Source organism: Marinobacter halodurans (assembly GCF_004327985.1).
GTDB classification, from domain to species: Bacteria; Pseudomonadota; Gammaproteobacteria; order Pseudomonadales; family Oleiphilaceae; genus Marinobacter_A; species Marinobacter_A halodurans.
The window spans coordinates 1-14,792 of the sequence record NZ_SJDL01000043.1 but is presented as its reverse complement, the minus strand read 5'-3'; the positions used below and the strand labels follow the sequence as shown (position 1 = coordinate 14,792).

The 14,792-nt window shown below is 62.4% G+C and carries 10 protein-coding genes; 6 read left to right on the top strand and 4 right to left on the bottom strand.

What is annotated here, in order from left to right; all coding sequences use genetic code 11:
* Position 1 precedes the first annotated feature (1 nt).
* From EZI54_RS20160 to EZI54_RS20150, 3 genes are read right to left on the bottom strand one after another with little or no spacing between them, the layout of a single operon-like run.
* Positions 2-1,651 (bottom strand): PqiB family protein, encoded by a 1,650-nt coding sequence (locus tag EZI54_RS20160; RefSeq protein WP_131483685.1) that lies wholly within the window; start codon positions 1,649-1,651, stop codon positions 2-4.
* Positions 1,644-2,261 carry a paraquat-inducible protein A gene (locus tag EZI54_RS20155; protein WP_131483684.1) on the bottom strand — a complete coding sequence of 206 codons (618 nt, stop codon included), beginning with the start codon at positions 2,259-2,261 and terminating at the stop codon, positions 1,644-1,646. The genes EZI54_RS20160 and EZI54_RS20155 overlap by 8 nt, the downstream gene beginning before the upstream one ends.
* Positions 2,258-2,857, bottom strand: a complete 600-nt coding sequence (locus EZI54_RS20150; protein WP_131483683.1) for a paraquat-inducible protein A — start codon at positions 2,855-2,857, stop codon at positions 2,258-2,260. Before EZI54_RS20150 ends, EZI54_RS20155 begins: the two co-directional genes overlap by 4 nt.
* A gap of 265 nt (positions 2,858-3,122) precedes the next feature.
* Here EZI54_RS20150 and EZI54_RS20145 point away from each other — a divergent pair, with 265 nt between their 5' ends.
* Genes EZI54_RS20145 through EZI54_RS20135 form a run of 3 tightly spaced genes read left to right on the top strand, consistent with a single transcriptional unit; the run spans position 3,123 to position 6,251 of the window.
* Positions 3,123-3,884: an SDR family NAD(P)-dependent oxidoreductase gene (locus EZI54_RS20145; RefSeq protein ID WP_131483682.1), complete on the top strand. Its 762-nt coding sequence runs from the start codon at positions 3,123-3,125 to the stop codon at positions 3,882-3,884.
* Positions 3,885-3,897: 13 nt separating this feature from the next.
* Positions 3,898-5,049 carry an acyl-CoA dehydrogenase family protein gene (locus EZI54_RS20140; protein ID WP_131483681.1) on the top strand — a complete coding sequence of 384 codons (1,152 nt, stop codon included), beginning with the start codon at positions 3,898-3,900 and terminating at the stop codon, positions 5,047-5,049.
* A 20-nt stretch (positions 5,050-5,069) separates the two neighbouring features.
* Positions 5,070-6,251: a thiolase family protein gene (locus EZI54_RS20135; protein WP_131483680.1), complete on the top strand. Its 1,182-nt coding sequence runs from the start codon at positions 5,070-5,072 to the stop codon at positions 6,249-6,251.
* Positions 6,252-6,492: 241 nt separating this feature from the next.
* Here EZI54_RS20135 and EZI54_RS20130 read toward each other — a convergent pair whose 3' ends face one another.
* Complete coding sequence (locus tag EZI54_RS20130; protein ID WP_242674536.1) at positions 6,493-7,521, bottom strand: AraC family transcriptional regulator; 1,029 nt, start codon at positions 7,519-7,521, stop codon at positions 6,493-6,495.
* Between the two features lie 113 nt (positions 7,522-7,634).
* On the opposite strand from EZI54_RS20130, the gene EZI54_RS20125 reads away from it, so the two are divergent.
* The 3 genes from EZI54_RS20125 to EZI54_RS20115 form a co-directional block, all read left to right on the top strand.
* Positions 7,635-9,290 (top strand): AMP-binding protein, encoded by a 1,656-nt coding sequence (locus tag EZI54_RS20125; RefSeq protein WP_131483679.1) that lies wholly within the window; start codon positions 7,635-7,637, stop codon positions 9,288-9,290.
* Between the two features lie 614 nt (positions 9,291-9,904).
* On the top strand, positions 9,905-11,617 hold the full coding sequence (locus EZI54_RS20120; RefSeq protein ID WP_131483678.1) for a ShlB/FhaC/HecB family hemolysin secretion/activation protein: 1,713 nt from the start codon (positions 9,905-9,907) through the stop codon (positions 11,615-11,617).
* A gap of 27 nt (positions 11,618-11,644) precedes the next feature.
* Positions 11,645-14,792 (top strand): two-partner secretion domain-containing protein (locus EZI54_RS20115; protein WP_165495819.1); only part of this gene is annotated, 3,148 nt, incomplete at its 3' end.

The following is a 14,792-nucleotide window of genomic DNA, read 5'->3' as shown; positions in this document are numbered from 1 at the left end:
CTCAGTTTTCACTCCTTACCGGCTGTGAGCGACCACGGATCATGGCTTCGGGATGCCGGCGAAGGTAGTCGGACAGCTCGCGCACCGAGCGCGACATCCGTTCCACTTCATCCAGGGCATGGCCGATCCGCGTGCGTTCCGGTGAGTCGGGATCCAGGGCGTCGGCCGCCTGGTTCAGCGTCGAGCGCATGTCCGTCATGACGCCGTCGATATTCCTCAGCGTTTGCAGGGCCGAGGGCATCACGTCGCTGTTGATGGTACCGAGAGTCTTGTGGAGTTCGGCCAGGCTGTCGTTCATGTTCTCGGCAATGCTTTCAAACGGGATCTTGCTGAACCGGTCCACCAGCCGGGTGAGTTGTTCCTGCAACTTGTCGAGGCTGGTGGGGCGGGTTGGAATGTGGATGGGATCGCGGGTCACGTCGAACGCCACCGGCCTGGCGTCCGGATAGATTTCCAGCGCCACGTAGAGCTGGCCGGTGAGCAGGTTGCTGGTCCGGGCCTCGGCGCGCAGACCCTGCTTGACCAGTTCCTCGAACAGCCGGTGCACCTCATCCAGGTTGCCGGCGGGCTGCCGGATATCCGTCAGCAGTTTGCCGTAGGCCTGACCCAGCATCTGGGGGTAGATGCGTGCGTCCACGATCACCGGGAATGTCTTGCTGTTGGCGTCATAATCCAGGGTGACCCGGGTGACCTCGCCAATCTCCTTGCCGATCAGTTCCACCGGCGAGCCCTCCTTCAGGCCGCGCAGGGACTGGTCGAAACGCATGCGAATACGCTGGGGCGGTCCTTTGCCGGGCGACAGCGCGGCGTCCTTTTCGGAGAACAGCTGGAATTCGCTGCCCGGTTCCGCCGGTGCGCTGTCGGCGCCCCGGTCCGGTGTGGCAAAGGCAACGCCCCCGGTCAGTACGGACAGCAGCGATTCCGAATCCAGTTCCAGGCCGTTGGCACTGACGCCGATATCGATGCCGCTGGCATTCCAGAAGCGGGTGTCGGCGGTGACGTAGCGATCGTTGGGCGCGTTGATGAAAATATCGACGTTGACCCCGTCGCCGGATTCATCCAGCGAGTAGGACACTACCTGGCCGACACGAACCTTGCGGTAGTAGATGGGGGAACCGATATCCAGCGAGCCCAGGTCGCCGGCCTTGAGCTTGAACCGTTTACCCGGCTCGCCGTAGGTGACCGGCGGCGGGTTTTCAAGACCTTCGAAGCGGGTGGCCCGTTGTTGGGAGTCGCCGGGGTCGGCCGCGATGAAGTCGCCTGAGAGCAGGGTGTCCAGCCCGGAAACGCCACCGGTTCCGATACGGGGGCGCACCACCCAGTAGCGCGAGTCCTTGCGGGCAAAGTCCTTCGCCTCCCGGTTCAGGTCGATGGTCACGACCACTTTCTTGTGGTCCTTGCTGAGGCGGATGTCCGACACGCTGCCGATCACTACGTTGCGGTATTTGACCTGGGATTGGCCCGGTGTGAGCCCGCCGGCAGTCTCGAAAGTGACCTCCACGGTGGGGCCGGCATTGTGCCAGGCGCGGATCAGCATGGAGAGGCCTACCAGTGCGGCCACCAGCGGCACCAGCCATACCAGCGACAGACTCCAGCGACGGGATTTGACGTCTGCCTCGGCGGGCGACTGCGGCGTCTGACCATTAGTCATCGTTGGCGTCCGTGTCCCATATCAGTCGTGGATCGAAACTCAGGGTGGCCAGCATGGTCAGGATCACCACCAGGCCAAAGAAAAGGATCCCCGGTCGCGGCTCGATCGTGCCCAACGCGCCGAACTGGACCAGGGCCGTCAGCAGCGCGGCGACGAATACATCGAGCATAGACCAGTAGCCGATCAGCTCAAGCCCGCGATAGAGGCGGGTGCGGTCCCGGCGCGAACGTTCGCTGCCCCGGTGTACGGTACACAATAGCAGACCCAGCACCAGGAATTTCGTCACCGGTACCCCGACACTGGCGACAAAGATGATGGTGGCGATGTCCCAGGCGCCTTCCTGCCAGAGGGTGACGACGCTGCCCAGGATGGTGGTCGTGGAATCTCCCTTGAACGAGCTGGTGTGCATGATCGGCAGCACATTGGCCGGGATGTACAGGATCAGGGCCGTCAGCACCAGCGCCCAGGTCCGCGCGATGGCGCTGCGCTTGCGCCGGTGCAGGTGGGCGCCGCAGCGGGGGCAGACATGGGGATGGCGCTCCAGCTCGCAGGCCAGATGGCAGTGGTGGCAAAGGCACAGGCCCAGCTCGGCGGCGACGGGCGGCGTCATGGCAACTCGTCCCAGAGCCGTTGCACGTCGCGCCCGGCCATGCCGATGATCAGCAGGCTCAACCCCCCAAGGGCCAGCAGCCCCATCGTGGGCAGGACCTCAATCCGGCCGGTGATCTTGAAGACCGCCACCAGGGCGCCGAGCAGGAAGACTTCCAGCATGCTCCAGGGGCCCAGGGTGGCCAGCCAGCGCATGCAACCCCGGAAACCCGGCGCCCGCTGACGGAAATGGGCGAAGCCGAGCAACCAGGTCAGCAGCGCAACCTGCGTGACCGGTACCACCACCACGGAGAAGGCCGCCAGCAGCGCCATGATGCCGGTGGGGCCTTCCGTCAACGCCCAGACGGCATCCACCAGGGTGGCGTCGTGGGTCTGTCCGCCCGTGCGGATGACCAGCACCGGATAGAAGCTGAGAAACGCGACCAGCATGATGGCGGTCACGCACAGGGCCAGCAGGTGGTCGACGTGGAACAGGTGAGGCCGGGCCAGCAGACCGCCACAACGCACGCAATGGGCCTGCTGGTGGATGGCGAGGGTCGGGCGCTGGTAGACCGCGTCGCAGTACTCGCAAATGATCAACGGAGTGTTGTCGCTCATACCCTAAGACTAGCTGTGATTTGCCAATGTGACTGTCGCAGGTTACCGGGATTCCGGGCGATTCTTACACGTTACGGCATTGGCCGGGATTAACGTACGTTCAGCCGACCAATCCGGCCACCGTTTCTCCAGTTTTTATCAAATTTCCTGCCTGATCTTGTCATGGCCCTGGCGGCGCCGGCTGGGTCACACTGAAACCATGTACTGAATTCAGGCTCCATTTGCGTGTCTGACAGCAAGAGCCAATGAACAACAAGAGGCGATTATGGAATTCAAAGGTGTACCCGCCATCGTCACCGGTGGCGCATCCGGCCTGGGCGAAGGTGCCGTCCGCGCCCTGGCAGCAGAAGGTTGCAAGGTGGCCATCCTGGACCTGCAGGAAGAGCGCGGCCGCGCTGTGGCCGAAGAGGTCGGCGGTATTTTCGTCAAGTGCGACGTGTCCTCGGCCGAGAGCGCCGAAGCGGCCATCGCTGCCGCCCGGGAAGCGCATGGCCCCTGCGGGATTGCCGTGAACTGCGCCGGTATCGCCCCGGCGGCCAAGATCGTGGGTAAGGAAGGCCCCATGCCCCTGGACGACTTCAACAAGGTGATCCAGGTGAACCTGGTGGGCACCTTCAACATCATGCGGCTGGCGGCGGCGGAGATGATGCAGCGCGAGCCCAACGCCGACGGCGAACGGGGCATCATCATTGCCACCGCCTCGGTCGCGGCCTATGAAGGGCAGATCGGGCAGGTGGCCTATAGCGCCTCCAAGGGCGGCGTGGTGTCCATGACCCTACAGGCCGCCCGTGAACTGGCGCGCCAGGGCATCCGCGTGAACACCATTGCGCCGGGCATCTTCATGACGCCGATGATGGCGGGCATGCCGCAGGAGGTGCAGGACAGCCTGGCGGCGACGCTGCCGTTCCCGCAGCGCCTGGGCAAGCCGGAAGAGTTCGGCATGATGGTCGAGCAGATGGTCAGGAACCCGATCCTCAACGGCGAGGTGGTCCGCCTGGACTGCGCGCTGCGGATGGCGCCGAAATAGGCCGGAGGTCAGCATGAAACCGATTCGTGAACCGGAAGAGCGGGCCATGTTCCGCGATATGGTGGTCAAGGTCCTGGAAAGCCAGGTCCAGCCCCATTACGATGCCTGGGACGAGGAAGGCATCGTACCGCGTGAGCTGTGGCGGACCTTTGGCGAGGCCGGCATGCTGTGTGTCGACGTGCCGGAAGCCTATGGCGGCGTGGGCGTGCCGTTCGACTATTCGATTGTCGTGGGCGCCGAGCTGGCGCGTATGGGCTTCGGCGCGCTGGCCACCAACGTGATGGTGCACTCCGATATCGTCGCGCCGTACCTGACCAACATCGCCTCGGAAGAGCAGAAGCAGCACTGGCTACCGAAGCTGGTCAGTGGCGAGGCGGTGGGCGCCATCGCCATGACCGAACCCGGTGCCGGCAGCGACCTGCAGGCGATGCGCACCAGCGCCAAGCCGGACGGTGACGGCGGCTACATCCTCAACGGTTCCAAGACGTTCATCACCAACGGTCAGCACGCCGACATGGTGATCGTCGCCGCCAAGACCGATCCGTCGGCCGGCGCCCGCGGCATCAGCCTGTTCCTGGTAGACACCTCGCTGCCCGGCTTCAGCCGTGGCCGCAACCTCGACAAGATCGGGCAGCACTGTGGCGACACCTCGGAGCTGTTCTTCGAAGACCTGCGGGTGCCCGCATCGGCCCTGCTGGGTGAGGAAGGTAAAGGCTTCGTCTACCTGATGACCGAGCTGCCCCGGGAGCGCCTGGTGATCGGTGCCCTGGGTTGTGCCGCGGCTCGCGGTGCCCTGGACCTGACCATCGCCTACGCCGACGAGCGGGAACTGTTCGGCCAGAAGCTCAAGCAGCTTCAGAACACCCGCTTCCGCATTGCCGAGATGGAAACCGACTACCGGGTGAACCAGGCGTTCATCAACGAGTGCATCGAGCAATACAGCGCCGGTGAGCTGGATGCTGCCACCGCGTCCATGGCCAAGTACAGCGCCACCGAGATGCAGTGCCGGGTGGCGGATGGCTGCCTGCAACTGTTTGGCGGCTATGGCTACACCACGGAATACCCGATCTCGCGGGCCTTCACCGATGCCCGCGTGCAACGCATATACGGCGGCACTTCCGAAGTCATGAAGGAAGTCATCGCCCGCTCCCTGCTGGGCAAGTAACCGGAATTGAGGAATAAGCTATGTCTGATTCAGATGTCGTGATTGTTGGCGCCGCCCGCACCCCGATGGGCGGCATGCTGGGGGCGCTGAGCCCGGTCCGGTCGCCGGAGCTGGGGGCGGTCTCCATCAAGGCGGCCATCGAACGCGCCGGCCTGGTGCCAGCGGACGTGAATGAAGTGGTGATGGGCTGTGTGCTGCCGGCCGGTCTCGGCCAGGCGCCGGCGCGTCAGGCGTCCCGCGCGGCGGGCATTCCGGACAGCTCCGGCTGCACCACCGTCAACAAGATGTGCGGCTCCGGCATGCAGGCGGTCATCATGGCCCACGACCAGATCAAGGCGGGCACCAACACCATCATGATCGCCGGCGGCATGGAGAACATGAGCCAGGCGCCGTACCTGCTGCCCAAGGCCCGCGAAGGCATGCGCATGGGGCACGGCCAGGTGATCGACTCCATGTTCTTCGACGGACTGGAAGACGCCTACGAAGGCGGCCTGATGGGTGTGTTCGCCCAGCGTAGCGCGGATGAGTACAAGATCAGCCGGGAGGCCATGGACGAGTTTGCCGTCACCTCGCTGAACCGCTCGCTGGCGGCCATCGAGAATGGCGGGTTCCAGGACGAGATCGTGCCGGTCACCGTACCCGGTCGTGGCGGAGAGACGGTGGTCGACACCGACGAACAGCCGGGCAAGGCCCGCCCCGAGAAGATCCCGGCGCTGAAGCCGGCGTTCAAGAAAGACGGTACGGTGACGGCGGCCAACGCCAGCTCCATCAGCGACGGCGCTTCGGCCCTGGTGCTGGCGAGTGGGGCAGAAGCCAACCAGCGTGACCTGAAACCGCTGGCCCGCATCGTCGCCCACGCCACCCATGCGCGACTGCCGGCGGAATTCACCCTGGCGCCGATTGGTGCGATCCAGAAGGTGCTGGACAAGGCCGGTTGGTCGAAAGACGACGTGGACCTGTACGAAGTGAACGAAGCGTTCGCCGTTGTGGCGCTGCTGGCCATCAACGAACTGGGGCTGGATGCGGACAAGGTGAACGTCAACGGCGGAGCCTGCGCCCTGGGACATCCGATCGGGTCGTCCGGTTCACGGATCATCGTGACGCTGATCCATGCCCTGAAACAGCGTGGACTGAAGAAAGGCGTGGCGTCGCTGTGTATTGGTGGGGGTGAGGGGACGGCTGTGGCGATTGAGCTGCTGTAATTCGTGGTGGCGTCGAAGCTTCGTTTTGGCGCCTTCCCCCTCTCCCCAACCCCTCTCCCGCCAGGGGCGAGGGGCTTCTTTTCCGGCTGCCTGGTGCCAATGGTTTTATCTCATTGCTCCATAGTGGCCAGGTTGCCCCGAGCTGGATTTGAAGCCTCTCTCCCCTGGCGAGCCGGGGCGTGGAGCGGAGGTTTGGAGGGAGAGGGGGAGCCGACGCCCATCAAGCTCTAAATGAACACTCTCACTGGTCCTGCTGCCGATAAGCCAGCGGACTCAGCCCCGTCCAGTGCTTGAACGCCCTCGAAAACGCCCCGGGCTCGGCAAACCCCAGCTGCGTCGAAATCTCCGCCACACTCAGGTTCTGCCGCGTCAGCATGATCACCGCCTGATCCCGGCGCAGGTTGTCCTTGATCTGCTGATAGGCACTGCCTTCGGACTTGAGCTTGCGGCTGACCGTGTAGGACGTCATGTGCAATTGCTCCGCCACCCAGTCCAGATTGGGCAGGCGCGAGTCTTCACAGGTCTCCAGCAGTCGGCGCACCCGGGTGCTGAGGCTGTCGTCGTCCGCCGTCCAGATCATCAGGTCCCGCGGTGAACTCAGGATGAAGTCGTCCAGTTCCTCCGGCGTACGGACCACCGGCATGGTCAGGTAGTTCTTGCTGAAAAACAGGCTGTTGCGCTTGCGCTCGAAATAGCACTGGCAGGGAAACACGAAGCGGTATTCGTCGAAGTGGCCCGGTAGCGGGTGTTTGAAGGTGGCGTGGCTGAGCACGATCTTGCGGCCGATCAGCCAGCCCACCAGCCGGTGCCAGACCATCAGCAGCCATTCCACCAGGAACTGGTCCGGGTCGAGTTCCGGATGATGGTGGGTCAGGCTCAGTTCCGCCTCGTCACCGTCCAGGTTCAGCGAAATCTCGATGTCGTCCGAGAACAGCCGGTAGCAGCGAATGCTCTGGTGCAGCACCTCTTCCAGGTTGGCGCTGTGCACCACCAGCGAGCCCATCAGGTGGAAATGACCGACCCGGCAGGGACGGGCAGTGCGGCCCATGAACTCGTCGTCCAACTCTTTCCAGACCAGCCGGAACAGGCGGATGAACTGGTCGGTGGGGATGCGGGCGCGGGGTTCACGGACAAGGTCCGGATCGATGCCGCGGCTGCGCAGCAGGGCATCGCAATTGCCTTTCGCCGCTTCCAGTCCGCGCAGGGCGGCCCGCGCGTAATGGGGCGAGAAGGTCAGGTTGTCCATGGAGGGTGAGTCTGCCGATTTCATGCACGGGGCCCGCGCAAAACTTGTTAAGTTATCTGCCTGATCCTGTCATTCTGTTCCCATCGGGCGTTGCCTAATCTGACGTCATCAGACCAACAAGAACAAGGTGAATCAGTATGGATACAACCAGCTACGATGTGTTCGCTGAGACGTTTTCCGTGGACCCGATCTTACAGGAGTTCCGGGGCGATTTTAACGACGGCCTGAACGTCTGCGAGGAAATCTGCGATCGCCACGCCGACGATCCGGAACGGGTTGGCCTGCGCTACGAGCGGATCGACGGCACCTCGGGAGAGATCACGTTTGCGGAACTGCAGAAGGACGCGGCGCGGTTCGCGGGTTTCCTCCAGTCCCAGGGCATCGGCCGCGGCGATCGGGTGGCTTGCCTGTTACCCCGTACGCCGGAACTGCTGATCTGCGTGTTGGGCACCCTGCGGGCCGGTGCGGTCTACCAGCCGCTGTTTACCGCCTTTGGTTCCGGGGCCATCGAGTATCGCCTGGAAAAGGCTCAATCGAAGCTGATCGTCACCAACCCGGCCCAGTGGCCCAAGCTGGCCGATGTGAAAGGACTACCGAAAACCATGCTGGTGGCGGACAGCCGCGACGCGGTTGAGGGCACCCCGGACTTCCTGTTCGGGGAGGAGATGGCCAAGCAACCCGAGACCTTCGATCCGGTCAAGCTGGGCCCGGAAGAGCCTTTCCTGCAGATGTTCACCTCCGGCACGACCGGCAAGTCCAAAGGCGTCGCGGTGCCGGTCCGGGCGTTGCCGGCTTTCTATATGTACATGCGCTACGCCGTGGGACTGCGCCCGTCCGACAACTTCTGGAACGTGGCGGATCCGGGCTGGGCCTACGGACTGTACTACGCCATCGTGGGCCCGCTGCTGCTGGGCTGCACCACCCACTTCAACGAAGCCGGGTTTACCGCGGAAAATACCTTCGAATTCCTGCGCAAGTACCGCATCACCAACCTGGCGGCGGCGCCGACCGCCTACCGGTTACTCAAGGCCAACGAGAACCTGCTGAAGGACTACCCGGAAATCGACCTGCGGGTGGCCAGCAGTGCCGGCGAACCGTTGAACCCGGAAGTCATAACGTGGGTCAAACGGGCGCTGGATTGCGTGGTATGCGACCACTATGGCCAGACCGAAACCGGCATGACCTCCGCCAACTTCCACGAACTGGAGCACACCCATCGTGATGCCAGCATGGGCTACCAGATTCCCGGACACCGGCTGGTGGCGCTGGATGCCCAGGGCCATGAAGTGGCGCCGGGCGAGACCGGCGAACTGGCGGTGGATCGCGAGCAATCCCCGCTGTTCTTCTTCCAGGGCTACACCTGGAACGAGAAGGACCCGTTCCGCGGCAAGTACTACCTGACCGGGGATGTGGTGGTCAGCAACGGTGACGGTTCCCATTCCTACACCGGCCGGGACGACGACATCATCACGTCGGCGGGTTATCGGATCGGCCCGGCGGAAGTGGAGAGCTGCCTGCTGGAGCACGAAGCGGTGGTGGAAAGCGCCGTGGTGGGCAAGCCGGACGAAAAACGCGGCGCCATCGTGAAGGCCTACGTGGTCACCCGGCCGGAATTCGACGGCGTGGACGATCTGGCCGAACAGCTGAAGCAGCATGTGCGCACGCGGCTGTCGACCCACTCCTATCCGCGGGAAATCGAGTTCGTCACCGAATTGCCGAAAACCTCCAGCGGCAAGATCCAGCGCTTCCTGCTGCGCAAGCAGGCGGCCGAGGAGGCCGAAGGAGCGGCCTGAACCCTGCAACTCCGGCACCCGGTTTACGGGTGCCGGGCGTTACCGCTTCTCCAGCAACCCAATCACATCTCCTGCGCCCATGGTCCTGGCCAGGGACAGGGCTGTATTTCCTTCGGCGCCAGTCTTGAGTAGACGCTCGGCCGTCTCTGCCTGACTGAACATCGCTGCCTACATCAACGGTGTCTTGGCACCTTCGGGCCGGCTATCCACGCCGGCCCTTTTTTCCTGCGGCAGGTTCAAAATATCTATATCGCCCTGAAGAGTGGTGCTAGCCAGCATGCCACTGCTGTTCCAGATTCCCAGAGGGTCACCGGTTGCGAGCATGAGTTTTCAACGTTTTGCGCCGTGCCGGCCAGACTGACCCAAAGAATGAGTCGGGATTCAGTTATTGGGAAGGAAGTGACTGTTCTATATAGTAAAATTGTAAAGATTTGAAACTTTACCGCGCAGACCGTGGCTCGATTAAAAAATGTTCATTATATTGCGCGCCTGTGGTGGATGAGCTTTCCGGTAAGGGGCTTGTCGTTCCACCTCAATCATCCCAGCCAGCTTGACGGTTCACTATGGCGAGGATGACCGAATAACGGGGGCGGCCCCAAAAATGGACTTTGCACGTGAAATACAATTGGCCGGGTTTTGCCGTTTCCGGAATGCTGCTTGTCGGTTTGGTCTCCCAGAGCGTATGGGCCCAGTCCGTCGAAGAGATCGGTGAAACCGTCAGGAAACAGCAACTGGAGATTCGCGAAGAGCAGGACAAGCTGCAGCGCGAAAAGCGCCAGCGTGAACTGGAAAACGATTTCCAGCAGTTGACCCCAGCCCCGGCAAGAGAACCTGAACCTGAGACCGCCGGTCCCTGCATTGACATCACGTCGATCACCTTCCAGGGGATTCGGGATTTACCGGATGACCTGAAAGAAGACGTCAAGCGAAAGGCCCGTCCATTCCTCGACAAGTGCCTGGCGCTTGCCCAACTGGCCGACCTGGTCAAGCAACTCAACCGCCTCTTCTTGGAGCGAGGTCTGGTCACGACACGGGCCTTCCTGCCTGAGCAGTCGCTTAATGAGGGTGAGCTCCAGATCCGTATCGTGGTGGGCAAGGTCCAGGGCTACGAGTCTGACTCACTGACCCCTCGCAACATCACCTGGGCGTTTCCACTCGACCCCGGCGATGTGCTGAACCTGCGAGACATCGAACAGGGCCTCGACCAGGTCAACCGGCTGCGCTCCAACAACGCGACGATCGACATGCTGCCCGGCGAGAAGCCCGGCCAGACGGTCGTTAACGTCAAGAACCACCAGGGTTTCTGGCTCGGTGGCCGGCTGTCCGTGGAGGGCGACAGCATCCAGCAGGGCGACGATTATCGCGGCAGGCTGGATGTCTTTGCAGATGATCTCCTGGGCGTCGACGATGCCCTGGTCATCAATGGCAACCAGTCGCTTGCCGAGCGGTCGCACTCGAAATCCTACGGCTTTGGCCTCGATTATTCGGTGCCTTGGCGCTACAACCTGTTCACGTTGAGTGGCAACCAGTTCAAGTATGAAAACGTCGTCCAGGGCACCAATCGCACGTTTGTCGTGAGCGGCGACAGCCAGGTCATCGATGCCAGCGCCAACCGGACGCTGTACCGGGGGCAGAGCACCAAGCTCGATGGACTCGTCGGGCTGGCGGCCAAGAAGACCAACAACTACATCGAGGATGCCCGTATCGATGTCTCCAGTCGCAAACTGTCGATTGGCCGCATCGAGGTTCGGGTCAAGCAGTTTATTGGCCAGGACACCACCGCCTTTGCCAGCCTGACGGCCGAACATGGTTTGCGAATCCTGGGTGCGGACGACGATCGACAGGGCGGATTCCCGGACGACGCCCAGTTCCGGAAGTACCGTTTCTATGGCGCCCTGAATAAACCGGTCTGGAACTGGAGCGTCGGCCTGACGGGGCAGTATCAGCACAGCCCCGATCGCTTGCCGGCGTCCGAACAGGTTCTTGCGGCCAGTTCTTCCCTGATAACCGGGTTTAACGACTTCAGTCTTGCCGGTGACAGCGGCGGTTGGCTAAAGCTGGATATCGGCAGCCCTTACGCCGCTCTCGGCTTTATCCCCGGTTTCCATGCCAACGTTGCCTTTTCGGTCCTGAAGGGATGGGTGCCGAGGCAATCCGACAACCAGCCCCAGCATGGCTCAGCCAGCGCCGCCGAGGTGGCGTTCAGGCTGATGGGACAAGGCCTGTCCCTGGACGTTCGGGTTGGCAAGCGGATTGAAGCCCCTGCCTATACCCAGGCAAAAGCGGATGTTCCCGACGTCGGACTGACCCTGTCCTACAGCATTTAATCATTGTTCTTACCAGGAAGTAGAACTGTGAATTCCTATCATCGTCCCCTGTGTATTCTTCTCTCCCTTCAGTTGGCATTCGGGCCACTATGTGCGGCGGCTGCCGATTTGTCGGTCGATGCCAGCGCGCCGGCCTCACAACGGCCCAGCCTCGACCGCGCGGGGAATAACGTCCCCATCGTCCAGATCACACGTCCAACCGATGCCGGCGTCTCGATGAACCGGTACGGCCAGTTCAATATTGGCGGCGAAGGCCTGATATTGAACAACGCCAGCCAGATTACCCAGACCCAGCTCGGCGGCTACATCGAAGGCAATCCAAACCTGAACGGAAGCGCCGGTGCTGGCCTGATCGTCAATCAGGTAGGCGGAAACCTCCCGTCTGAACTCAGGGGCTATGCCGAAGTGGCCGGACGTCGTGCCGACGTGATTATCGCGAACCCGAACGGCATCACCTGCGACGGCTGTGGCTTTATCAATACCCCGAGGGGCACGTTGACCACGGGTGTCGTTGGGTTCAGGGACGATGGCAGCCTGGGGGATATCCGGGTCAGCCGGGGGCTGCTTCGCATTGATGGGCAAGGCATCAATGCCGGAAATATTGACCGGCTTGACCTGCTGGCACGGGCGATCGAAATCAATGCGGATCTCTATGCCAAGGACCTGAACCTGGTCACTGGCAGCAACGCCATTGATTACGGCACGCTTGACGCCCAGGCCATCGAGGGCGACGGCGAGCCGCCCCGTGTCGCGCTGGATGTCTCCGGCGTGGGCGGCATGTATGCGAACCGCATCTTCATGGTCGGCACCGAGAAAGGGCTGGGCGTCAACAGCGAGGGTGTGATGACGTCCACCGGCGACCTGGAGCTTTCGGCCGACGGATCATTGCACCTGGCGGCAACACACTCGGCAGGCTCAACCCGGTTGGACTCGGCCTCCTCCGACATCGTTCTTGAAGGGCCGGTCACCAGCGAAGCCGCGCTCAGAGCCACGGCCGAGGGCGCGATTACCATCACCGGCAGTGCCGGGGCCCAGGAGGCAACCGATCTCAGCGCCGGGACAATTGATGTTGGTGCGACGGGCCAGCTTTATTCCGGATTCGATTCAAGCGGAAAACGTACCGGTCAAGGCAAGCTTTCGATGGCTGCCGGTCGGGTGACCAATTCGGGAGACGTGGTCGGGCGTCAACTCTCTATTAGCGGTGATTCACTGGAGAATACCGGCGAGATCCTCCAGTCGGGTGAGGGCAGCGCGCAAGTCGACCTCAGTGGCGGCTTGACCAACCAGGGCAAGCTGCTGGCCGAGGGCTCCAAGACAACGATCAGCGCAACCAGCCTGGAAAACGCGAACAGTGCGTCGATCGGGCAGGCCAGTACGGGCAGTCTGGCCGTGACGGTGGCCGAGTCCCTGGACAATCAGGGACAACTGGCCGGGAACGGCGATATCAGCGTCAGTGCGGCACAGCTCGACAATCAGCAGGGAACGGTCATTGGCGGGCAGTCCGTCACCGTAAAGGCGGGCGCCCTGGATAACCGAAGCGGTGAGCTGGCCTCGCTGGACACGCTGAAGGTCAACGCGACGGATATCGATAACGAAGGCGGTTCGATCAAGTCGAACGACCGGCTCGATATCGATACCCAGGCCTTCACGTACGAAGGCGATATCGATTCCGCGTCCATCGGCATTACCAGTACCGGTCCGGTCACCGTAAACAGTGCCGATGACTGGCGAACCAGCGGCGACCTCCAGATCAGCGCGTCAGACGATGTGAACCTGCAGGGAAAACTCCAGACTGCCGGTAATCTCCAGATCGACGGGGCAGGACTTTCCATTGGCCAGCACGGATTGGCGGCGGCGCAGGGGAATGCCGACGTCCATCTCAGTGGCACGTTGGATAACAGGAACCGACTCAGCGCCGCCCAGGACCTTTCCGTCGAGGCCGACCGGGTCGAGAACGGCAAGGATATGGGCGGGCGCCAGGTGACCATCGTTGCGGGCCGCATTGCGAACCGCGGGTTGCTTTTCGGTCTGGATAGCCTCGACCTCAACGCCAACTATATCGAGAACCAGATCGGCGCCGGCACGGATACCGCTGAAGTTTTCTCCCTCGGCGACCTCACGATGGAAGGGCGAACCCCCGGTAGCCGGGCGCGCTTGATCCGCAATCGCCAGGGGCTGATGCGTGCCGAGGGCGACATCGCCATCAATACCGACAGCCTGGAGAACCTGGGCGACTGGACGTCCGGCGGCCGGGTCACCCAGACCGGGCCCTACGAATACAGTGAAAATGCCAGTTGCTTTCATGATCCGCGCGATTGCATGGGCAAGTACGAACGGACGTTCAGAACCCAGACCGTAAAAGACGTGCCCCTGGTGGACGATTATTCTCCAGCAAGCCTGATTGCGGGTGGGCGGCTGACGGGTCATGCGACCAACCTGGATAATCGCTACAGCTACATCGGTGCCGGTGGCTCGATCGCGCTGGAAGGGAATAACCTCAACAACACCGCCGCGGTCGACGACGTCAAGCTGACAACCACCCGTTGGGCGCGATATTGGAAGAGAAAGCATATTGCAGCGGGCACCAAGACCAAGCAAGTCAATCGCGACGACGACCCTGTCACGATCCATTCAACGGAATCCGTCACCCTGGCGGGCGCGACGATCGAGTCCGCCGGCAACGTCAGCCTGAACTTCACCGGCAAGGTCAATAACGGCACGCTCGATCATCACGTCTCGGCCGTCAGCCAAACCGGGGTATCGAAAACACCGAGTGTCGCCGCAACAGGGGGCAGCGGCGTTTCCGTGAGCGCCGGGCATGCCGGCGGCAACGTGATTGATCCGCTCGCCCAGGACAGCTTCCACCTGCCGGACGACTCCGGTCTCTTCGTTATCGACCACAATCCCGACCACCCCTATCTGGTCGAGACCAATCCGTTACTGACCGACTACGCCAGTTTCACCAGCTCCGACTACTTGCTGGACCGCCTCGATTGGGATGGCGCGCAATACATGCGCCGTATCGGTGATGGTTTTTACGAGCTGACCCTGGTCGAGCAGAGCCTCCAGGCCCGCACCGGTAGCCGTTTCCTCGATGGCCAGGGCGGTATGGCGATGTTTCAGCAACTGATGGATAACGCCGTCATCGCCCAGGACGACCTGGACCTGACGCCCG

Excerpts from the sequence above, each read along its gene's own strand:
- EZI54_RS20160 (WP_131483685.1), bottom strand. The coding sequence starts at position 1,651 with ATGACTAATGGTCAGACGCCGCAGTCGCCCGCCGAGGCAGACGTCAAA.
- EZI54_RS20155 (WP_131483684.1), bottom strand. The coding sequence starts at position 2,261 with ATGACGCCGCCCGTCGCCGCCGAGCTGGGCCTGTGCCTTTGCCACCAC.
- EZI54_RS20150 (WP_131483683.1), bottom strand. The coding sequence starts at position 2,857 with ATGAGCGACAACACTCCGTTGATCATTTGCGAGTACTGCGACGCGGTC.
- EZI54_RS20145 (WP_131483682.1), top strand. The coding sequence starts at position 3,123 with ATGGAATTCAAAGGTGTACCCGCCATCGTCACCGGTGGCGCATCCGGC.
- EZI54_RS20140 (WP_131483681.1), top strand. The coding sequence starts at position 3,898 with ATGAAACCGATTCGTGAACCGGAAGAGCGGGCCATGTTCCGCGATATG.
- EZI54_RS20135 (WP_131483680.1), top strand. The coding sequence starts at position 5,070 with ATGTCTGATTCAGATGTCGTGATTGTTGGCGCCGCCCGCACCCCGATG.
- EZI54_RS20130 (WP_242674536.1), bottom strand. The coding sequence starts at position 7,521 with ATGAAATCGGCAGACTCACCCTCCATGGACAACCTGACCTTCTCGCCC.
- EZI54_RS20125 (WP_131483679.1), top strand. The coding sequence starts at position 7,635 with ATGGATACAACCAGCTACGATGTGTTCGCTGAGACGTTTTCCGTGGAC.